Source organism: Neptunicoccus cionae, assembly GCF_002860325.1.
Lineage (GTDB): Bacteria > Pseudomonadota > Alphaproteobacteria > Rhodobacterales > Rhodobacteraceae > Amylibacter > Amylibacter lutimaris.
This window is the reverse complement of sequence record NZ_PKOJ01000008.1, coordinates 246,389-266,283: the sequence shown is the minus strand read 5'-3', so window position 1 is coordinate 266,283 and position 19,895 is coordinate 246,389. Positions and strand designations below refer to the sequence as shown.

20 protein-coding genes are annotated in these 19,895 nt (G+C 54.6%); 7 read left to right on the top strand and 13 right to left on the bottom strand.

The window, feature by feature from the left end:
* Position 1: 1 nt before the first annotated feature.
* Positions 2-1,420 (bottom strand): hypothetical protein, encoded by a 1,419-nt coding sequence (locus C0U40_RS17675; RefSeq protein ID WP_101657122.1) that lies wholly within the window; start codon positions 1,418-1,420, stop codon positions 2-4.
* A gap of 114 nt (positions 1,421-1,534) precedes the next feature.
* A complete protein-coding gene (locus C0U40_RS17670; RefSeq protein ID WP_145991956.1) occupies positions 1,535-3,349 on the bottom strand; it encodes a hypothetical protein in 1,815 nt (604 codons plus the stop codon).
* 476 nt (positions 3,350-3,825) lie between these two features.
* On the opposite strand from C0U40_RS17670, the gene C0U40_RS17665 reads away from it, so the two are divergent.
* Positions 3,826-4,179: a hypothetical protein gene (locus C0U40_RS17665; RefSeq protein ID WP_101657120.1), complete on the top strand. Its 354-nt coding sequence runs from the start codon at positions 3,826-3,828 to the stop codon at positions 4,177-4,179.
* On the opposite strand, the gene C0U40_RS17660 is transcribed toward C0U40_RS17665, so the two are convergent.
* Positions 4,176-4,382 (bottom strand): hypothetical protein, encoded by a 207-nt coding sequence (locus tag C0U40_RS17660; protein WP_101657119.1) that lies wholly within the window; start codon positions 4,380-4,382, stop codon positions 4,176-4,178. The genes C0U40_RS17665 and C0U40_RS17660 overlap by 4 nt on opposite strands.
* Before the next feature lie 261 nt (positions 4,383-4,643).
* Positions 4,644-5,255, bottom strand: coding sequence for a response regulator transcription factor (locus C0U40_RS17655; protein ID WP_101657150.1), 612 nt, complete (start codon positions 5,253-5,255; stop codon positions 4,644-4,646).
* A gap of 296 nt (positions 5,256-5,551) precedes the next feature.
* Here C0U40_RS17655 and C0U40_RS17650 point away from each other — a divergent pair, with 296 nt between their 5' ends.
* Positions 5,552-6,076, top strand: coding sequence for a molybdopterin-dependent oxidoreductase (locus C0U40_RS17650; protein WP_286135083.1), 525 nt, complete (start codon positions 5,552-5,554; stop codon positions 6,074-6,076).
* Positions 6,077-6,237: 161 nt separating this feature from the next.
* A complete protein-coding gene (locus C0U40_RS17645; protein WP_219619815.1) occupies positions 6,238-8,694 on the top strand; it encodes a PAS domain-containing hybrid sensor histidine kinase/response regulator in 2,457 nt (818 codons plus the stop codon).
* Between the two features lie 413 nt (positions 8,695-9,107).
* On the opposite strand, the gene C0U40_RS17640 is transcribed toward C0U40_RS17645, so the two are convergent.
* Positions 9,108-9,863 carry an acyl-homoserine-lactone synthase gene (locus tag C0U40_RS17640; RefSeq protein WP_286135082.1) on the bottom strand — a complete coding sequence of 252 codons (756 nt, stop codon included), beginning with the start codon at positions 9,861-9,863 and terminating at the stop codon, positions 9,108-9,110.
* 570 nt (positions 9,864-10,433) lie between these two features.
* Between C0U40_RS17640 and C0U40_RS17635 the strand changes: the two genes are divergently transcribed.
* The 4 genes from C0U40_RS17635 to C0U40_RS17620 all read left to right on the top strand — a co-directional run bounded on the left by C0U40_RS17635 (position 10,434) and on the right by C0U40_RS17620 (position 14,319).
* Positions 10,434-11,705 (top strand): sensor histidine kinase, encoded by a 1,272-nt coding sequence (locus C0U40_RS17635; RefSeq protein ID WP_180957739.1) that lies wholly within the window; start codon positions 10,434-10,436, stop codon positions 11,703-11,705.
* Positions 11,706-11,738: 33 nt separating this feature from the next.
* Positions 11,739-12,155 (top strand): response regulator, encoded by a 417-nt coding sequence (locus C0U40_RS17630; protein WP_101657116.1) that lies wholly within the window; start codon positions 11,739-11,741, stop codon positions 12,153-12,155.
* Between the two features lie 88 nt (positions 12,156-12,243).
* Positions 12,244-13,617: an NAD-dependent succinate-semialdehyde dehydrogenase gene (locus C0U40_RS17625; protein ID WP_101657115.1), complete on the top strand. Its 1,374-nt coding sequence runs from the start codon at positions 12,244-12,246 to the stop codon at positions 13,615-13,617.
* A gap of 81 nt (positions 13,618-13,698) precedes the next feature.
* On the top strand, positions 13,699-14,319 hold the full coding sequence (locus C0U40_RS17620; RefSeq protein WP_101657114.1) for an SDR family oxidoreductase: 621 nt from the start codon (positions 13,699-13,701) through the stop codon (positions 14,317-14,319).
* Positions 14,320-14,375: 56 nt separating this feature from the next.
* On the opposite strand, the gene ureG is transcribed toward C0U40_RS17620, so the two are convergent.
* The 8 genes from ureG to C0U40_RS17580 form a co-directional block, all read right to left on the bottom strand.
* The gene (gene ureG, locus C0U40_RS17615) at positions 14,376-14,987 is read right to left on the bottom strand and encodes an urease accessory protein UreG (RefSeq protein ID WP_101657113.1); all 612 of its coding nucleotides are present in this window, start codon (positions 14,985-14,987) and stop codon (positions 14,376-14,378) included.
* A complete protein-coding gene (locus tag C0U40_RS17610; RefSeq protein ID WP_101657112.1) occupies positions 14,984-15,631 on the bottom strand; it encodes an urease accessory protein UreF in 648 nt (215 codons plus the stop codon). Before C0U40_RS17610 ends, ureG begins: the two co-directional genes overlap by 4 nt.
* Entirely contained in the window at positions 15,621-16,130 is a 510-nt protein-coding gene (locus C0U40_RS17605) for an urease accessory protein UreE (RefSeq protein WP_101657111.1), read from the bottom strand. Before C0U40_RS17605 ends, C0U40_RS17610 begins: the two co-directional genes overlap by 11 nt.
* Positions 16,131-16,139: 9 nt before the next feature.
* Positions 16,140-17,849: an urease subunit alpha gene (gene ureC, locus C0U40_RS17600; RefSeq protein ID WP_101657110.1), complete on the bottom strand. Its 1,710-nt coding sequence runs from the start codon at positions 17,847-17,849 to the stop codon at positions 16,140-16,142.
* Positions 17,850-18,155, bottom strand: a complete 306-nt coding sequence (locus C0U40_RS17595) for an urease subunit beta (RefSeq protein ID WP_101657109.1) — start codon at positions 18,153-18,155, stop codon at positions 17,850-17,852.
* Between the two features lie 9 nt (positions 18,156-18,164).
* On the bottom strand, positions 18,165-18,467 hold the full coding sequence (locus C0U40_RS17590) for an urease subunit gamma (RefSeq protein WP_101657108.1): 303 nt from the start codon (positions 18,465-18,467) through the stop codon (positions 18,165-18,167).
* A 3-nt stretch (positions 18,468-18,470) separates the two neighbouring features.
* Positions 18,471-19,235 carry an urease accessory protein UreD gene (locus C0U40_RS17585; RefSeq protein WP_286135080.1) on the bottom strand — a complete coding sequence of 255 codons (765 nt, stop codon included), beginning with the start codon at positions 19,233-19,235 and terminating at the stop codon, positions 18,471-18,473.
* A 317-nt stretch (positions 19,236-19,552) separates the two neighbouring features.
* Complete coding sequence (locus tag C0U40_RS17580) at positions 19,553-19,885, bottom strand: hypothetical protein (protein ID WP_101657106.1); 333 nt, start codon at positions 19,883-19,885, stop codon at positions 19,553-19,555.
* Between the last annotated feature and the right edge of the window lie 10 nt (positions 19,886-19,895).

The window sequence follows — 19,895 nt, the reverse complement described above, 5'->3', positions numbered from 1 at the left end:
GTTAGTGGGTGCAGGTTTTCGGGCGGGCAAAATCGACCGGCTTGAAGATCAGGAATTTCTGTAAAAAACGGTTTGTCGCGTCGTATGTGTTCACCCAGTCGGTGCCTGTTTCAAACGGTCCGCTGTTAGAAGCAAGCGTGGCGACCATTCCGGGGTTGCGGGAGAGCAACCTGTCCAGTTCATACCGGACGATTGTTTTACCCGCCGGTTCGTATTCAGCATTAAACTGCGGCCCTGACAGACGCAGAAGGGTGAGCGGGTCTTCCTGATAGGTAAAAGTGTTCGGAAGCCGCCCGTGGATCAGGTGGTTCGTCTGTCCCCCTTCAGTATGGAGATTGCTGAACATCGCCATGGAGCCTTCGGTTTTCAGGCCGAGATAGGGGCTCATACCATTGAGGAAGAACAGGGCAGGGAAGATGTAAAGCCAGTTCAGTTTGTAGTCGCTCCGCGTGTTCTGCGGTTTATGCATGGAGAGCATGACAAACGCATAAAAGACGAAGCTGTAGACTGCGAAGTACCACACAAAACCGCTGTGGGTGGGTACCGCTTTGGACAGATCCCACAACATGCCGGAGGTGATCAGATAGCTGGCACCGAAAAGGATCAGGACCATACGGCCGATCCATAACATGCGTGTCTCGCCGCCAGCAAATTGCATGATTTTCCCGACGCCGTAGTCCACAGCCTGTTTGGGCAGGAAAAGCGCATAAAGCACGAGCACTATCGTCGAAAAATCCTTGTAGTAGGCGTAACCTGTAAATCCTATGACGATGTGGAAGGGCAAACCGACCATCATGCCAAACCGTTTCAGGCGGGGAATGAAAAGGGCGACCATCGCAATCGCTTCGACGATGAAGGTCAGGTAGATCGCGCCATAGTGGCCAAGTGCGAAATCTTCCAGATACACATGACCGGCGAGAGTGCGATACAGGACCACGGCGCAACTGACGACAGGGTCCAGAAAATCCGAGTTGATCTTGTGGTAGATGCCGTAAAAATAGAGCCCGGCCAAAATCCAGCGGGCAGGACCGGCTATGGAGGAAAATACGCTTTCCCGCATGTCGCCGTGTCGTGGCGTGCGAAAAACGGTTGTCAGGTAAACGGCGCCGACCACCAGAGCGAAAAAGAAAGCCGTCGTCTGGTTGTTCGATGCCAGTGGAGAATGGAGCAGGTAATAGGCGACGAATGCGGCCGAATTGATTCCGAGAACCTGCCAGAGGCGGGGTATGAGGATTCCGGCAAGGCTTATCCCCATCATGATGTAATGGAAGAACGGCGGCAGACCCGAGGTCGGTTCGATCAGCCCCCAAACCTGCAAGAAGTATAATGACGAGAGCAGGGTAACGATGCCCAAACGGTCGATCGGTTGGGGCGCCGTCAACAGGCGGGGTGGTGACCTAAACGCTGAACCGGTTTGCACTCGTCGTCCTGCTGCACTTGTTCCTTATCTTGCGTGTATCATTCTTTGCTGCTCTTTTGTCCAGAGACCGGCCTTTCCCGTGTTCCTTTTCCACGCTGTCGCGCCTCCTTCTGTTTAGCAGAAGGCGAATTCGTCGGCAGGAGGGCAGGCGACGATGGCTGGAACTTCGGCTATATCTGCGCCGGACGCTGCCCCGAAGCTTCCGAAAGCAGAGGAGAAAGGATCGTCGCCGGGAACAATCCGCGACGGGGCCTCAACTGCGATTGTGGGTTCTGCCTTGGCCGGTTCAACAAAGGTAAATGTGTCTGACAGGGCACCTGCGGCGGCTGCGATGGCAGGGTTGCCAAAGAAACCGGCGTCGTCGCAGTTGGTCCGTGTTGCCTTTGCAGCCGGTGCTACGGTGCCGCTGCCGGTTTCTTCTTCCGGCTCTGTCGGGGTCGGTTCGGAGGTGCCTTTACCGTCTGTAGGGATGATGATCCGGGCTACTTCGAAATCCTGCTCGAAGGTGTAGCTGATTTCTCCGTCGCTTACGGCCAGTTCGATCCGCGACACAACAGGAACTTCGAACAACCGCTCGTATACTGTTCCTTTGAACTCCAGAAACTTTTCGGGGATTTCGGTGCGGATCACATCGGCCCAGACGTATTCTGCCGATGTTTCTTCCTGCAGAGAAACAGTGACGGTCTGACCGGACTTCTTGATGTCGCCTGCTGTCAGAAAGACCACCTGTTCGGTTTTGTCAGCGTAGGTGTAGGATTGATAGTCTTTTGCATCATGATTTTCCGACCAGGATCCGTCTTTGAAGGAACCACCCAGAAGTTTCTTTCCGACCAGGCTGTCGGACAGCAGGCTCAGTGCTTCCCCGCCGTGGCTGGTCGCCTCCAGGGAGCCGTGCTCGCCATGCCAGAAGTAGCTGTTCTCGTGTTTTACAGTGCCCCAGAGCGACAGGGCGTCTGCGCCCAATGCAATAAAGGACGTGAAAGCCTCGATTGTTTCGCCGGCCTGACGGGCGCCAATGCTGTTGGCTTGCAGTTCCGCAATGTTGATATCAGAAACATCGAAAGGGTTTTTGGGATCGTAGGTATGTACCGGTTTGCCCACATTCCACGCTGACAGGTTCTGATCCACATCCCGACCCAAGACAGCGCTCCAGATCTCGTGCGCATTCTCGATTTCAGTAAAGCCGAACGCATCAACGTTGCTTTCCAGATGGTGGGACACGATCTGGTCGATCCGGTCGAGGTTCTTCGGCTCGATTTCTCCGATAATTGTGCGCGGGCTATTCGTTCCGGATTGAATTGCTACGGAAACTTCGATCCCGTCGGGATTGTAGCGGCTGCTCGACGCGATCTCGTCAATGGTTTCAAGCATCGTATTGGCAACCTGACCATAGCTGCCCTTTGAAGAGTATGTCTTGCCCTCCCATCCCATGGCGAAGGTTTCGTTGCCGATTTCAAGGGTCATGTCTGCGGGCAGTTCGCCAAACTCTCCTGCAAATAGTTTGATAAGGAATTTCTTGAGATCCGCCTCGCAGGCCTTCAGGTCGTCAGCGTAACGACGGGTCGGAAGGATCATCGAGAATGGTTGGCCAAGGCTGTTGGCATAGGCCAGCATGTCGGTCAGTCCCTTGCCCTCGTCAGAGCCGTCTACGAGGAACAGGTCCGGGTTTGTCAGGCGGTAATCATCGGTCTCTGCACGGCCTCCATCGGGCCAGCGGATGAAGTTGCCTTCATACCCTGCATTGTCATGGGATTTTTCGAAATTTGAGAGAGTTGTGTAAGTGGTATAGATGTCGCCAAAGTGTTTTTCGGTAACTTTATAATCTGTTGCATTTTTGTAGGACTCAACCTTAACGATTGTGTCCGTTTCTGGAGCAGATTTGGTCTTTGGTAGTTCTGCTGTCTCGAAATCATACATATTGATAGTCATCTGGATGCCCCGCATTTCTCTAAAGGAGTGTGTATTTCCCTTAAAAAATTAGCAGGAGCGTTTGAGAAACGTTACTGAGCAGAGGGTTAAACTGGCCCTACGCCGCATAGTGCGACCTGTACAAAATTGAGGCCAAATGTGTTCGTTTTGAGGCGTGCGCTATCCTTTAGTCTACAAATCTTCAACTTTAGGTAAAAATAAGGCGATAACGTCACGTATCCGGAAACAATCCTGGCCGCTATTGTTTCCGAATCGGCAACCCGTCACAGAATCGCCTCAATTCGTGACCCGTTTCGCGCCACATCGTCGTTCTGTTGGGTTCGTCCGCCGGTTCAGTGCGTCTTATCCTTTCGCACCAGGTTTCTACCCTTTTGAACTTTTGAACTGACGCCGCCTTTTTACTAGCTGTGGAAACAATAGTCTGATCGCCCGCGCGCAAGTAATCCGTCGGGCATCGAGAACACGGCGAGGAAAACATGAACGGACTGGTTGATAAATCGGTATTGGACGAAGCCATTGATATTCTGGGTAACCGCCGGCTGCGGCGCTCTATCCGAAAGGGGTTCCGGAGCCTGAAAGAGGATCTCGACCAGCTTAGCAACCTGGACGGAACGGCAAATGCGGGGTTCTGGGCCAACCGTGTCCATCTGGCTTGTGGACCTTGCGCCGTATTTGGTGCCGCAGCATTGACCGAGGCGATGCGGGAACTGGAAGACGAGTTGCGCAACGACCGCCTGGACAATATCCCGCAGAAGTCCCGGTTGATTTCCCATCTCGCCATAAGCACAGAAAACGAATTGAACCGGTTGACGAAAACAAGCTTTTTTTAAGCTGCTTTTCCTAGCAGCTGGTAAACGCGCTCGGCTTGGTCGAAGCGCGTTTTTTTGTGCCCGATACGGTAATCGATACCGCCGGGAGCAGACTTTGTTTCGATGCGTTGTATAGGGCTGGCAAAGAGATTGCGGGCAGAAAAAGCAGCGGTGCCTGTGTGAGCAGCGCAGGAGGGTGTCGCGCCTTCAGGGGTGCGAGCCATGTAAACGGCGCCGCCACTTTTTCTATCCCCGTAAACACGCCAGCCGCTTGGTGGGGGGCTTGGAATTCGGGGCATAAGCCCCCCACGTGGCTGGCGTACTTCCTTTATACAGCGCGAAAGGCGGAGATAGTTGGTCTCGAAAGTATAGTTTGAGTTTGCAAAAGCATATTACCCGAAAAAATCCGCCCAATTTGAACGAAAAAGCCGTCAGACGCAGTTTGCGTTTAACGGCCTTTCGAATAGCAGAGCATTTCCGGTCGCTCAGATATAACCGGCTTCTTTTGCAATCATGGCAGCATGGGTGCGGTTGCGCGCGTTCAGCTTTTTGCTAAGCGTTTTGACATGAAGCTTTACCGTCACTTCGCGCAGGTCCAGATCGCGCGCGATTTCTTTGTTGGCCTTGCCATCGGACAGACCTTTCAGAACTTCCTTTTCCCGCGGTGACAGGAGTGTGTCGAACTCGTGGGCGGCTTCGTTCCGCTGTGCCATAAAGCTGACGGGGGCGAAGGTTTCACCGGCCGCCATGAACCGAACGGCGTTTAAAAGGGATTTCGCAGCCATTGTTTTTGGCAAAAAGCCGGCTGCACCCGCTTCGAGTGCAGCTTCGGCAACAGATACAGGGGCGGTGCCAGAGATGATACCAACCGGCTTTTGTTCATTGGCGTCTAGTGCCTTGGCCAGTCCGGAAAGACCGCTCATCCCGGGCATTTCAAAATCCAGCAGTACCAGATCGAAAGGACCGTCTTTTTCAATGATTTCTAGGGCTTCCTGTAGATTTGCCGCCGGTGCTACCGTATTTTCAGGATCAGATTGGATATAAGCTGCGATAGTGTCGCGAACCAGGTCATGATCGTCTGCAATCAAAATTTTCATTTGCTTCATTCCACTTTGCGCTGACCTTTTGGAGTATAACTCCGCTATGCCAACTTTTCTATCGTCTCTATCCGATACTATATCGCTCTGCTGTAGGGTCAGAAAGACGCTTGGTATTTCGCCTTTAACCTTTTGAGAATCTCAAAATCAACAATCTAAAAGCCGTTCGATACCAATGCTACCCAAGAACTATCCTTTGGTATAGTCGTCCTATTCTATATTGCACATGTAACCTCAAAAGCCTTGGTTTAAACCTGAGCCTGAGACATCACCTATATGCGAACAGGAGCAAACTCATGAAAAAACCAAGCATTTTAACATCTGCAATCGCCGCGCTGATGTGCGCGCAAATATCTTTCGCATCCACCGCTGCAGCAGAAGAAGCTTTAGCCGCGCCAAGCGGAGAAGTTGTTCTTACAATCAAAGGTGAGATTGAGAAAACCAATACCAGTGATGCGGCTGCTTTCGATCTGGATATGATCCACGCTTTCGAAGCCACGGAATATCAGACGGATACCATCTGGACCGAAGGCGGGCAGGTGTTCAAAGGCGTATTGCTGAGCACTCTGCTGGACTCCATTGGTAGTGACGGCGGCGAAATCAGCGCGATTGCCGCGAATGATTATTCAGTGTCGATCCCGCTGAACGACGACACTTTCGAAGGTGCTCTGGTAGCTTACGAATTGAACGGGAAACAGATGTCGCGCCGTGATAAAGGCCCGCTCTGGATTGTCTATCCTTACGACTCCGACGAAAAATACCGTTCTGAAACTGTCTACAGCCGGAGCATCTGGCAACTTGACCGCATCACAGTGCAGTAAGTGATCCAATGAACTACTTCAGCAGGGCCGGCGGGAAGAACGCGTCGGACGTAAAAAACAGGTCCCGGTTCGTTTTCCGTCTTGTATGGACGATTATCCTCATCGGGGGGATCGGCCTTGTGGTCCTGCTGAGTGCGCAACTCTCTTCAAAAATCAGGGAAATGCGCGAGGTTCCAGAGGACAACGCACAATGGAACCTGTCCCAGATCGAAGTCGCGTTTCTGAAGCTGCGTATTGCAACTGACGGGGTGCTGCTGAAGGGTGAGTCTGCACTTCCGGATTTTCGTAAGTGGTTTGATATCCATTACAGTCGCATCGATCTTGTCAGCACAAGCAAAGATGCGGTGAACATTCATCATGACCCCGATTTGCACCACCTGCACCAAATGCTGCTGGATTTTAATCGCGAAATGGTCGTTTTGGTGGATGGCCCGGATAATATACTGTTGGCGAATATGCCCCTTATCGCAGCAGAAATGGATAAGTTAGCCTATGCCCCGCGCGAATTGTCCGTTGGGGGGGTCGAGCTTAAAGCCGAGCATTCCGATACCAAACGCAAAGAGATTGTTCAGATCCTGCAAACGATCGCGCTGGTTTCAACCTTCGTTGTGATAAGCCTTATCCTAGCATTTCTGTTTGTTTGGTTGCAGCGGCGGCGCTTGAACGTGCAATCCGCCGAAATCCGGAAGGCCGGGAAGTTTCATGAAACCACCCTTCGTGCATCACTGGATGCGATTGTTGTGGTGGACGGCGCGGGCAAGATTACGGATTTCAACGGCTCCGCCGAAAAAGTGTTCGGACTGGCCCGAGAGGACGTGATCGGGCAATCCCTCTCTGATACGATCCTGCCGGAACGGTATCGAAGCGCCCATGAGGCGGGAATGGCCAATTATACGAGTGCGGATAGTTCGGGTATCGTAGATCAGGGGCGTCTGGAACTGGTGGCGGTTCACGCGGACGGTCATGAGTTCCCTGTAGAAGTCTCTATCTCTGAAGCGCATAGCGAAGACGGGCGGATCTTTGTGTCCTACATCCGTGACATCACCGAAGAAAAACAGATCAAGGAAGATTTGCGTAAAGCGCGGGATCAGGCGCTTGAAGCCTATCAGGAAAAATCCCGTTTCCTTGCGGTTATGAGCCACGAGATGCGCACTCCGCTCAATGGCATCATTTCCTCGCTTCACCTGCTGCGGGATGATCCACTGACCGAACGCCAGGAGCGTTTTGTAAATCTCGCAGATCATTCCAGCAACGTGCTGCTCAATCATATCAACGATGTTCTGACGATCGAGCGGCTCGACTCCGGCGAAACCAAATCCGCGAAACAGGTTTTCTCTGTACGGGACGTGGCAGAGGACCTGTTGGATGTAATGCGCCCGCTTGCGGACGAGCAGAACACCAGCTTGGTGCTGGAGTTTGAGTGCGAGGACGCCTGTGTGCTTGGCGAGCAACGCCAGATCGAACAGGTTCTGACCAATCTCCTCAGTAACGCGATTAAATTCACTGCAAGCGGTCAGGTGACTTTGGGCATCAACTCGCGGTGGATGCAGGACAAAATGCTCGAACTGGATTTCTCTGTCACCGATACCGGCGTGGGCATTTCCGAGGAAGATCTGAAAACGGTGTTTGATGATTTCGTGACTGCGGAATCCCCTTACGAGCGTACGACCAAAGGAACAGGGCTCGGGCTTGGGATTGTGCGGCGTCTGGTAGAGTCGATGGGTGGTGAGCTGCACTTTGACAGTATTCTGGGCGAGGGCAGTGTTTTCGGGTTCACGGTTACCCTGCCTGTTCAGGAAGGGGCCCTGCCCACGAAGGAGGAGGCTGCGAAAGGCGCGCAGCCATCGACAGAGAGCGGCTTGAAAATCCTTGTGGTGGAAGACAACCCGATCAACCGCGAACTGTTAGGCGCGATGCTGGAACGGGACGGGCATGTGGTGTCCTTTGCCACAGACGGCTTTGAGGGTGTCCACGTGGCCAGCAAGAACGTCTTTGATGTTATCCTGATGGACATCAGTATGCCCAACATGAACGGGATCAAGGCGACGACGACGATCAAAAGCTCTCAAGGTTTGTCGCGCAATACGCCGATCTATGCCGTGACCGCCCATGCCATGCCAGCCGAGATTGCCGAGTTTGAGAAAGCGGGTATGGAGGGGTGTCTGCTTAAACCGATCCGCGTTGAGAAGCTGCGCGAGATCCTGAACAAAATCTCTCAGGACAGTCAGGCAAGCGTGCCCCCGGTTGAACCACCCGCAACGAAAGATGCCAATGGTATCATTCCGCTGCTCAGCGCCGAGCAGCTTATGAAATTGAGAGAGCTTTTCGGACCCGACACCATGATCGAAAAGGTTCATGCCTTTCTGACAGAAGGTGATGGGCTGATGGAGACCGTTTCTGGCACCACTCTAGAGCAGGACCGCGAAACGTTACAGTCTGCGACCCACAAGTTTAGCGGTTCTTGTGCGATCTTCGGGGCGGCGCTCTTGCGCCAGACCCTGACCGAACTGGAGACAGCGTGTAAGGAAGAAGACGGTAAAGCCGCAGCCGCTTTGCAGGCCAAAGCGCTGGAAGAGTGGACCCGCACCAGAACCGCGCTTGACGCAATATATACTTAAGGGATCAATGTGCTGTCTCTTTCCAAGAGCGGCAGACACCTCCGCTGCGAATAACGCACAAAAAGAAACGACGCTGTCCGGTAATGCCGGAAGCGCCGTTTCCTTGTACGGTGTGAATATTCGTAAGTGTCAGGTGTGTGGCGTTTTCCTATCCTCCCTTTGTCCGTTTCTGGAATTCCCGGTCCTGTCTCCGGTGCATTGACTGTCTTAAGAAGCTGCTCTGATGTTCCTCTTGAGATCATCCTAACGATATTCCTGCAGGCGGGGGGTGCGAAAAGGGATAGGAGTCGGTCACGTCGGGACATGCCGCCTGTTCAAAAGCATAGTATCAGGGGGGGGTAGCCTTAGCGGCATGCCCCTTTGTTCGGTCTTCAGACCGGCGCTGTAAGGAGACTAACAGGAGTAACGGATGCTCAGTTGCCTTTGGAAATGTCCAGTTTCGTCTTGAGCAATGCGACCTGGCACACTTCTCCGGCGATTTCCCGTTTGGGACCAAAGGCGCCGGAGTCGAGATCGAGCCGGCTGCTCCAGCGTTTCCACAGATGCGGTACAATGCCGATTACGAATTTCGCACCTTCTTTGTAGGCGGCGTCCGTAATGGCTTGCAGCAGCTGCTTTCGCACTATCAGACGATCGCGCGCGGGCACGTCATCTGTGACAAAAATTCTGGAGGCTTCCCAGACTTTGGGGCTGACCGGTGCTTCGCAGATCAGCAGGTCGGAAGGGATGTCTTCAAGCAATCCGCGCTGGGCATCGCGAATCATGTAGGTGTAAATTCCGCATTGAGCAGTGGTCGGGGTCAGTCTGACACCGGCCAAAATCTCTCCGTAGCGGTGCAGAACCAACCATCTGCTGAAGGGATTGTCGTATTGATCGAATTCGTAACCGTCGACACTCGGTAGTTCCCAACCGCGTTTTTCGATGAAAACCCGACGTCTGATTTGCAGCAGATCGTGAAACATTTCGCCGTATCTGTGCATATTTCCCATCGAAAGGATGCTCACCCGTATGGCTCCGCGTGTCGGGCCGGTGCTCCGGCGTGGTGACGGGCGGGCGGAGACGGGCAGGGCCTGCTTATCGGCCCCGATCGACAGGTCATGAAAGGATGAAAGGCTAGAAGCTTCAACCGACTGGGAGTTGATCGAAAAGGGGTGACGCAGCGATTTCACTGTATTCTCTTTCGGACGCGGTGACGTTTTAAGTAATGAATACCACAGATTGAATCGCAGGACATGGGATAACTTACAGAATCACAATATTTCGGTGTTTTTTCGCGGCTAAATTTTGAGCAATGTAAAGAAATGACAGTGAATTTCGGAAAGTTCTTGAAATAAATTTTAATTCCGAACTTAATAAAAATTATTGTTTTCATGAAGTTGCGGGATTGCTGCAGTTGTTTCCAATTCTTGACATAAAGTTAACACATTCCCCTGAGATCCCGTGGGACTGGTCACGTGTAGTGTTTTTTTGTCACGCACGAGCGGAGTAGCGAAGTTGCTGCCGCATTTTTATGGAAGTCGGAGAGACCGTGTATACTAATGATGGGTTAAGATTACCCGAATTGAATGGTGCCGTTTCCGGCCCTCTCTCACATCCCTAAAAGGTAATATCCCACGTTGATACATCAAGGCAGCATACTGATCTCGACTGATCCGGCCTCTCTGAAAAAAGTTCAGAGGCGGATGGTTGACTATGTCGGATGTATTTCGGGTTTACTTGTACAACGGCAGACAATCTTTATGGCCACCGCTATTCTTGCGGCGGTTTACTTTGACTTCTGGATTGCTGTCTATTGTCTGACCCTGATCCAGATCACCGAAGTTTTCGATATTTACCTTGCGCGGCGGGTGCAGGAGGACGAAAGAACCGGCTCTTTGCGGAGGGTCGTTATCAATTATTACGGGCTGCTGCTGAACACCGTTCTGAACGCTTCGGCAATTTGCTATTTTATCTTCACAATCGCGCGGCAAGAGGGCAACACGACCCACTTTACGCCGATGTTTTTCCTGTTTGCCGCGGCCCTGTTTGCCGCCATGAACAACCATCAGGTTCTGGCCTATATTGGCGTACGTCTGCTGATCTACACTGTCACTTTTCTGGCAATCCCGATCATTGATATCGTCGAGACAGATGCCGCGATGATGTCGCCGATCTGGCTGGAGATGTTCACGGTTATCTTCGTTCTGTTCTTCATCGTCGACAGTTCGCTGGTCTACATCAAACTTTATCGCAACAACCTTGAACAGATGGAGACACTGAAGGAAGAGAAGGAAAAAGCGACCTCGGCCCTGATCGCCAAATCGCGGTTCCTGTCTACCATCAGTCACGAGTTGCGCACGCCGCTGACCTCTGTAAGCGGCGCAATCGCTTTATTGGACAGCGGCGCTATGGGAGAGCTGTCGGACCATCAGAAACGGACTTTGCAAATCGCACGCAAGAACGCGGCCAACCTAACCGAACTGGTCGGCGATGTGCTGGATGTGCAAAGCCTTGAGGCGGACGAATTGTTGGTCAACATGACTACTGTTTCCTGCCCTGTTGTGCTGAAATCGGTTTATGAAGCCAATTTCGCTGCAGTTGAAAGTCAGGGGCGTAAACTCGTGCTTCAGGACCCTCTGCCGGAACTCAAAATCAGCGTGGACAAGAAACGGCTAGAGCGGATTATGGCGGGGCTGATCTCTAACGCTGTCAAGTTTTCCGGTCCCGATACCACCATTTCGTTAGGATTGGCCGAACGCGGCGACAAGGTTGATCTGACTGTCGCGGACCAAGGCGAAGGTATTCCCGAAGGTCAGGAAGATGCAGTGTTTTCCAGTTTCACGCAACTGGACGGCACAGATGTGCGCAAGGCGGGAGGGACCGGACTTGGCCTGTTCCTTGCCCGCGCCGTTCTTGAAAAAATGGACGGGACGATCCGTTATGACAGCGTCCTGGGCGCCGGTACGACTTTCACTATCACATTCGACAAGATCAAATCACAAAAGGAAGCGGCTGCTGTCGCTGCTGTTTAGGTAGGCGGAGGTTCTTTCCTCCGAGGACATATAATGACTGAGCTTAAAAGAATTCTACACGTAGATGACGAGGACGATATCCGGTTTATCGTCCAGATCACGCTGGAAATTGCGCGGGGATACGAAATTAAATCCTGTGCAAGCGGCAAGGAAGCCATCGAGATTGCACGTAGTTTCAAACCGCAACTTTTACTGCTCGACTTCATGATGCCGGAACTGGATGGAGAGGAAACATGGAAGGGTATCGCAGCCATTGACGGACTGAGCGATATTCCGGCTATCTTCATGACAGCCAAGGCTGAACGGAGCAATACGGACCGTCTTATGGCGGCAGGCGCCGAAGCGGTGATTACAAAGCCGTTCGAGACAAACGACATCGCAGATATGATAGACGACTGCTGGGAACAACACACCCGTAAAGCGGCGTCTTCCACAGGCACAGCAGTCTGACCTGACGTCTTCGTGATCAATTTTCTTCCAGTGACTGGAACTTTCGCGCGTCCCACCTGTTGGGTCTGCAAAGCGAAAGGAACAATCCATGGCGAAAATTACCACGCAGAATCCGGCAACCGGCGAAAAACTCCAATCCTATGACGTAATGAGCGAGGCCGAGGTATTGGAGCGGTTGGAAGCCTCTCACGAAGCCTTTCTCGAATGGCGCAAACTCTCCCACGCCGAACGTGCGCCTTACCTCGAAAAAATTGCTCAAAAGCTGCGGGACAACGCAGACGAGCTGGCCGAACTGATGACAAAAGAGACCGGCAAGCTGTTGAAGGACGGTCACACGGAAATCGAAATCTGTGCAGCGATCTTTGAATACACTGCGAAAAACGGACCCGACATGCTCGCGGATGAGCAGCGGGCCCACGGGGACGGAAAGAAAGGGATCGTGACCTATCAGCCGATCGGGGTGATCTATTCAATCCAGCCGTGGAACTTTCCGCTCTATCAGCCTGTTCGCGTTCTGGCAGCGAACCTTATGGTCGGGAACGGCTGTGTGCTGAAACACGCGAGCATTTGTACGGGCTCCGGGCTGCGATTGCGTGAACTTTGCATAGAGGCAGGATTGCCCGAAGATCTGTTTCAGGTTGTGGTGATTGACCACGATACCTCTGACAAGCTGATCGAGCACCCCAAAGTGCGCGGTGTGACTATGACCGGCAGCGATGGTGCAGGCCGACACATCGGCTCGGTCGCGGCAAAAGCGCTGAAGAAAACCGTGTTGGAGCTTGGGTCAAATGACGCCTACCTAGTGCTGGAGGACGCCGACGTTGAAACCGCTGTGAAGTTTTCGGTTATGGGGCGGCTTTATAACAACGGGGAAACCTGTGTTTCGGCCAAACGCTTCATCGTCACAGACAAGGTTTACGACGCGTTTGTAGATGCGTTTGTAGAGCAGATGAAGGCGATCAGAATGGGCGATCCGACGGATGAGGATACCCAGCTTGGTCCGTTGTCGAGCGAAGACCAGTTCAACACCGTTAAAGGTCAGGTTGAAAAAAGTGTGTCCCTTGGTGCTTCGGTACTTTGCGGGGGCGAGGTGCCTGAGCGCACCGGTGCCTATTACCCCGCCACCGTTCTGGCCGATCTGAAAGAAGGCATGCCAGCGTTTGACGATGAAATCTTCGGGCCGGTCGCCTCTGTCATCCGGGCGAAAGACGACGAGCATGCGATGCAGCTTGCCAATGACAGCCGCTACGGCTTGGGCGGAGGAATCTTCTGCAGGGATGAGGACCGCGCGCTCAGGCTTGCCCGAGAGCATTTTGACACTGGCATGGTGCGGATCAATTCATTTGGCGCCGCCGATCCGAACATGCCTTTCGGTGGCGTGAAGGATTCCGGTTACGGCCGCGAGCATGGCGGTTTCGGAATGAAGGAATTTGTCAACGCCAAGGCAGTCTTCCTGCCCTGATGACGCGATCAGGCCCCCCTTAGAAACGGGTGCTTTCCCATTGCGCAAAGCGCCCATCCAGAAAGAGAAGGAGAATTACAAATGGCTAACAAGAATGTACTCGTTGCAGGCGCAACCGGCAAAACCGGACGGCAGGTTGTCCGCAATCTTATCGAGCGGGGTTACAAGCCGACCGCGCTTGTGCGGGAAACATCTGATACCAGTGTGTTGCCTGAAGGTGCGGAACTGCGTCAGGGGGATCTGACCGACCTGCAGAAAGGCTGCTGTTCCGGCATGGACGCTGTGGTCTTCGCTGCTGGCGCAGGCAGCGGTGCCAGCGCGGAAATGACCGATAAAGTCGACCGTGAGGGTGCTCAAAGTCTGATGGATCAGGCCCGTGAGGAGGGCGTCGAACGGTTTGTTATGCTAAGCTCTATCGGTGCGGATCAGGAAAACCCGCAAGGCGAACTGGCCCACTATCTGAAAGCAAAGCACGCGGCGGACGAGCATCTGAAAGCTTCCGGTCTTGACTATGCGATCCTGCGTCCTGTGGCACTGACAGATGACGGGCGCAGTGCCAAAATTGTTCTGGGTTCGGATGTGGATGCCAGCGCCAATGCTTCCCGTGCAGACGTTGCGCATGTGTTGGCAGAGGCGGTTGAGACAGATATGTTTGTGGGTAAAGAGCTGAATATGCAGTCCACAAACCAGCAATTGTTCTGAATATTCAGGTTAAACCGGAGAGCGGCGGGCGGATGGCGTCCGCCGCTCTCGCCGCATTACAAGCCGCCGCATTGCATGATGAAGTTTAGCACTTCGTCCACGCCTTCGTTCTTGCGCAAGGCGCAAAAGGCAAAAGGACGTTCGCCGCGCATCTTTATACAATCTCGTTCCATCACTTCCAGCGATGCGCCCACATGGGGGGCAAGATCGGTTTTGTTAATAACCAACAGGTCCGATCGGGTGATAGCAGGGCCGCCCTTGCGGGGAATTTCCTCTCCTGCGGCTACGTCGATTACATATAAGGTCAGGTCGGCCAGTTCAGGGCTGAAAGTGGCAGACAGATTGTCGCCGCCGCTTTCGATCAGAACCACTTCCAGATCGTCATGACGCTGCTGCATTTCTGCGATTGCAGCCAGATTGATCGAGGCATCCTCGCGGATCGCAGTATGGGGACAGCCGCCGGTTTCCACGCCGATAATCCGGTCCTGCGGCAGCACTTGCATCCGCATCAGGGCTTCGGCGTCTTCCTGTGTGTAAATGTCATTGGTGATCACCCCGATGGAAACAGCAGGGTGGAGCGCACGGGCGAGAGCGGCTGTCAGTGTGGTTTTGCCAGCGCCAACAGGTCCGCCAATGCCCACACGCAGGGGGCCGTTCAGTACTGTCATGTGCGAAAAATCCTTGGTTGTAGCGTTTCGTGTTGCATGGCTGCGATGTCCGACAGGAATGCCGTGCTTTCCAGATCGTCGAGCCCTGCCTGTTTTGTTCCGGCGGCAACCTCTTGGCAAAGGGGCAACAGTGCGGCGAGGATTGCCTGCCCGTCGGTCTGGCCCAAAGGCATCAGGCGCTGGGCGGCAGACACCAGATTGCCGGTCATGGATTGCACGAACATAACCGCCGTCAGATCAACGTTGAGAGAGAGCCGCGCAGCACTTGCGCCGACAGCAACCGGATAGATCAAACCGGAGGCTTCTCCGCCCCAGACCGCTGCGGACGTTTTGCAGAAGGCCGCGCCTTGCACGCTGGTTTCCAGCCGACGTTCTGCACTGGCAGCAAAGGCCAGCCCTGTGTCGTTTACCTCTGACAGGGCAGCGGGGGTGCTGCACACATAGGCGGCGCGCAGCAGAATGCAGTCATTGCGCCCGCTACCGTGTTGAAGGATGTCTTCCAGCCAGTCCGAAAGATCCCCGCCTGATTTGATCAGACCGCTGTTAATCGCTGCTTCCAGCCCGTGGGAATAGGCGAAAGCGCCAATCGGGAAAGCAGGCGAAAGCCACTGCGCCAGTGTCAGCGCGTCCTGTTCAATGCTCATGGGAATGGGCGTGTGTGGCGGAGTGTGCCCCGTCATGGGCTGTGGCCCCATGCGCATGAGAATGGGTGCGCCCGTGACCATAAGCGCCACCTTCAGGTGTAAAGGGACGGTTCACCCGTGTCAGAGTTGCGCCGAGGTGTTCCAGCATATGCCCGATAACCGGATCATCCTGAATTAACAGGTGGTCACGACCGATCTGACAGGGCGTGTGCCGGTTTCCCACATGCCACGCAAGGCGGATCAGATCCGGGCCAGTCACCTGCAACAAGGCTTCGCAAGCGGCTGTAATGCGGATCAGCCCGCCGTTTGACAGCTCCAGCGCATCCCCGTCGTTCAGGGATGTGGTCTGGGGTAAGTCCACCAGAAACGGAATGCCATTGGCGGTGGTCAGCCGTTTGCGGCGCAAAAAACGGCCCGTGTAATCCAGAACGCAACTGTCCGCCGCTCCGGTCCAGTTCCCCGCTCGGTGAAGGTTTTGTGCTATCGGAAGCGTGCCCATCGTAATCCCCTAGAACATGAAGTAGCGTTGCGCCATCGGCAGGACTTCGGCGGGCTGGCAAGTTAGCAGTTCACCATCCGCGCGGACCTCGTAGGTTTCGGGATGGACTTCGATTTCGGGCAGCGTGGCATTCAGCACCATGTCCGACTTGCCAATGTTGCGGGTGTTTTCAACAGCAACCGTCTGCTTTGACAGGCCAAGCTGGTCGCGCAGTCCGTCAGCCTGCGCCGCACCGGAAATAAAACTGACCGAGGATTGGCCGAGTGCGCCGCCATAACTTGCAAACATCGGACGGGAATAGACCGGTTGCGGTGTCGGGATCGAAGCATTCGGATCGCCCATTTGCGCCACCGCGATACTGCCGCCCAAGAGGACCATTTCGGGTTTCACGCCGAAAAAGGCCGGAGACCACAGGGCAAGGTCCGCCCGTTTGCCTACGGAAATATCCCCGAGCACATGGCCGACCCCTTGGGCAATCGCCGGATTTATCGTGTATTTCGCAATATAGCGGCGCACCCGCAGATTGTCGTTTTCGCCGGTTTCCTCGGCCAGACGCCCCCGCTGCTTTTTCATTTTGTCGGCGGTCTGCCATGTGCGGATCAGCACTTCACCGACACGGCCCATGGCCTGACTGTCGGACGCGATGATGGAAAACGCGCCCATGTCGTGCAGGATGTCTTCGGCTGCGATGGTTTCACGGCGGATACGGCTTTCGGCAAAGGCGATGTCTTCTGGAATAGATTTGTCCAGGTGGTGACAGACCATCAGCATATCCAGATGTTCTTCCAGCGTGTTAACCGTGAAAGGGCGTGTCGGGTTGGTGGAAGAGGGCAACACATTGGCATCGCCGCAAATCTTGATGATGTCCGGTGCATGGCCGCCGCCAGCCCCTTCGGTGTGAAACGCGTGGATCGTCCGCCCCTTGAGCGCACCGACCGTGTGTTCCACAAAGCCTGATTCATTCAGCGTGTCGGTATGGATCATCACCTGCACGTCCATGTCATCCGCCACAGACAGGCAGCAATCAATTGCTGCGGGCGTGGTGCCCCAGTCTTCGTGCAGTTTCAGCGCACAGGCGCCGCCCTTGACCATTTCCACCAGCGCCTCCGGGCGGCTGGCGTTGCCTTTGCCGGACAAGCCGATATTCATGGCGATGCCGTCAAAGGATTGCAGCATCCGCCCGATATGCCATGGGCCGGGGGTGCAGGTTGTGGCCAGCGTGCCCTGTGCCGGACCAGTGCCGCCGCCAAAGCAGGTGGTCACACCGGAATGAAGGGAATCTTCCATCTGTTGCGGGCAGATAAAGTGGATATGGCTGTCCATACCGCCTGCAGTCAGGATGCGGCCTTCGCCTGCGATCACTTCAGTTCCCGGACCCACGATAATATCAACACCGGGTTGCGTATCGGGGTTGCCGGCTTTGCCGATGGCGTGGATTAAACCGTCCTTCAGTGCCACATCCGCCTTGTAAATACCGGAATGATCCACGATCAGCGCATTGGTGATGACCGTGTCCACAGCGCCCTGTGCGCGGGTGGCCTGCGATTGCCCCATCCCGTCGCGGATCACCTTGCCACCGCCGAACTTGACCTCTTCACCATAGGTGGTCAGATCCCGTTCCACCTCGATGATAAGATCCGTGTCAGCCAGTCGCAGTTTATCCCCTGTTGTGGGGCCGTACATTGCCGCATATTGCGCGCGGGAAATTTCTACAGGCATTCAGAGCGCCCCCATAATCTGTTGGTTAAAGCCGTAAACCTTGCGATCACCCCCAAGCGGGATCAGCTGCACTTCCCGCCGCTGGCCGGGTTCGAACCGCACCGCGGTTCCGGCTGCAATATCAAGCCGCATCCCGCGGGCCTGATCACGGTCGAAATCAAGGGCAGGGTTGGTTTCGGCGAAATGATAATGGCTGCCCACCTGCACCGGCCGGTCGCCGGTGTTGGCGACCATCAGCGTCACGGATTTGGCACCGGCGTTCAGGGTAAGCATGCCTTCAGCAGGAAAGAGTTCTCCGGGGATCATGTGGGGCTCCTAACGGATAGGGTTGTGAACAGTGACAAGCTTGGTCCCGTCAGGGAAGGTGGCTTCCACCTGCACTTCGTGGATCATTTCGGGGATGCCTTCCATGCAGTCGGCCCGTGTAACGACCTTGCCGCCAGCCTCCATCATATCGGCCACAGAGCGTCCGTCGCGGGCACCTTCGACAACAGCGTCCGTGATCAGGGCAATCGCCTCAGGATGGTTCAGCTTGACGCCACGGGCAAGCCGCTTTCGGGCCACGTCAGCGGCGAGTGCGACCAGAAGTTTTTCTTTTTCGCGGGGGGTAAGTTGCATGGATCAAAGCCTCCAGGATGCGGGCAAAGGGGATTGGGACAGATGCTCCAACAGGGGCATCAGGCTGCGGCGCAGCATGAAACTGTCTTGTGCGAGCTGGCGGATCACCAGTGTATCGGGTGCAATCAGGCTGGCACCGGCCGTGGCAGGTAACAGATCGCGTACAGCGGCCAGATCAGCGGAAATGTCCGGTGCAACGCATAATACGCTTGCCATTGCGCCTGCCTTGTTGGCAATGGCGGGGCGGGACAGGCGGGCGGCAGCGTCGCCGCTGATCTTCATCGCGTCAAGGTAAAGCGGGCAGCCGTCCCGCGTCACCGAAATGCGATCGTGAAAATGAATGTCGTGCAGAACTTCTTTCATCGCGGCACGCCCGAATACGACGGGTTCCACCATTAACAGGCGGGCGTCGCCGTGCAGGTCTACAGAAAGCCGCCGGTTGAGGGCGCAGCGTTCAAACAGGATCAATTCTTGTGGCAGCCAGTTCATCTGCGCGCCGGACTGAACGGTTATTCGGGTTGTTACCCTGCCGGTTTCGCCCCTTTGTGCACGGTAAGCCCGCTCTGCCGCTTGGGTCGTCAGGCTAAGCGCTGCATTTTCCTCGACAGTGATATCCAGATCATACCTGTCGCCGCCGGTGATGCCTCCGGCTGTGTTCACAAGGATCGTTTCGGCGCCATCGGTCAATTGTCGGGGGAAAACCAGCTTCAGCGCACCGGACTGGCGCAAATCCGCAATGCCAGTGCGGCCTGAAGGGGCGGCGCGCAACGTCAGCTTGGCCGCACCGACAGCGCGGGGCTGGGCCGGACTGACAGGCCGGAGGTTTATGGAGGCAGGACTGTTGATCGGATTTCCTCACGCGGGTGCGGTAAGTTTCGTAGGCTCGAACAAAGCACGATCACAGCGGAGGGCGCAGGGGCAGAGAGGGACTGCATTTTCTGCCCTAAAAACAGGCATATGTATAAAGTTTAATCTAAATTTGTATGGTTTGCACAAAAAAGTAGCGACACGTAGCAGTGCGCAGAAGGTAGGGTTTTTCGCGCATCCGGCGTGAGATTCTGCCGGATGCGCGATGTGAAAATCGTTTATTTGGACAGATCGAGCGGTGTCCGGCCAAGGCTGGCAATCCGGTTGAGAGTCTGAAGGGTTTCCTCTGCACTGCCGTTTTCATAAGCTGCCTTCAGATCGCTCGTCGCCTGTGCAAATTCTTCAAAGGCTTTGTCGATCTGTACCGAGGTTACGGGCAGGCGACCGGTCGAGTCGATAAACCGCTCGCCCAGATCGCAAAGCAATCCGTAGGCAACTGCGCGGTCGGCATCTTCCGTCATCGCCTTTTCAGCCAAAGCGATGGTTTTTGTATAGGCCGCACCGCTTTTGCCGTTGCTGCGCAGGGTTTCCAGAATTTGATCGAACATCATTAGCGTGCTC

Coding starts and splice junctions, on each gene's coding strand:
- C0U40_RS17670 (WP_145991956.1), bottom strand. CDS start 3,349: ATGACTATCAATATGTATGATTTCGAGACAGCAGAACTACCAAAGACC.
- C0U40_RS17665 (WP_101657120.1), top strand. CDS start 3,826: ATGAACGGACTGGTTGATAAATCGGTATTGGACGAAGCCATTGATATT.
- C0U40_RS17660 (WP_101657119.1), bottom strand. CDS start 4,382: ATGGCTCGCACCCCTGAAGGCGCGACACCCTCCTGCGCTGCTCACACA.
- C0U40_RS17655 (WP_101657150.1), bottom strand. CDS start 5,255: ATGAAAATTTTGATTGCAGACGATCATGACCTGGTTCGCGACACTATC.
- C0U40_RS17650 (WP_286135083.1), top strand. CDS start 5,552: ATGAAAAAACCAAGCATTTTAACATCTGCAATCGCCGCGCTGATGTGC.
- C0U40_RS17645 (WP_219619815.1), top strand. CDS start 6,238: ATGCGCGAGGTTCCAGAGGACAACGCACAATGGAACCTGTCCCAGATC.
- C0U40_RS17635 (WP_180957739.1), top strand. CDS start 10,434: ATGGCCACCGCTATTCTTGCGGCGGTTTACTTTGACTTCTGGATTGCT.
- C0U40_RS17630 (WP_101657116.1), top strand. CDS start 11,739: ATGACTGAGCTTAAAAGAATTCTACACGTAGATGACGAGGACGATATC.
- C0U40_RS17625 (WP_101657115.1), top strand. CDS start 12,244: ATGGCGAAAATTACCACGCAGAATCCGGCAACCGGCGAAAAACTCCAA.
- C0U40_RS17620 (WP_101657114.1), top strand. CDS start 13,699: ATGGCTAACAAGAATGTACTCGTTGCAGGCGCAACCGGCAAAACCGGA.
- ureG (WP_101657113.1), bottom strand. CDS start 14,987: ATGACAGTACTGAACGGCCCCCTGCGTGTGGGCATTGGCGGACCTGTT.
- C0U40_RS17610 (WP_101657112.1), bottom strand. CDS start 15,631: ATGAGCATTGAACAGGACGCGCTGACACTGGCGCAGTGGCTTTCGCCT.
- C0U40_RS17605 (WP_101657111.1), bottom strand. CDS start 16,130: ATGGGCACGCTTCCGATAGCACAAAACCTTCACCGAGCGGGGAACTGG.
- ureC (WP_101657110.1), bottom strand. CDS start 17,849: ATGCCTGTAGAAATTTCCCGCGCGCAATATGCGGCAATGTACGGCCCC.
- C0U40_RS17595 (WP_101657109.1), bottom strand. CDS start 18,155: ATGATCCCCGGAGAACTCTTTCCTGCTGAAGGCATGCTTACCCTGAAC.
- C0U40_RS17590 (WP_101657108.1), bottom strand. CDS start 18,467: ATGCAACTTACCCCCCGCGAAAAAGAAAAACTTCTGGTCGCACTCGCC.
- C0U40_RS17580 (WP_101657106.1), bottom strand. CDS start 19,885: ATGATGTTCGATCAAATTCTGGAAACCCTGCGCAGCAACGGCAAAAGC.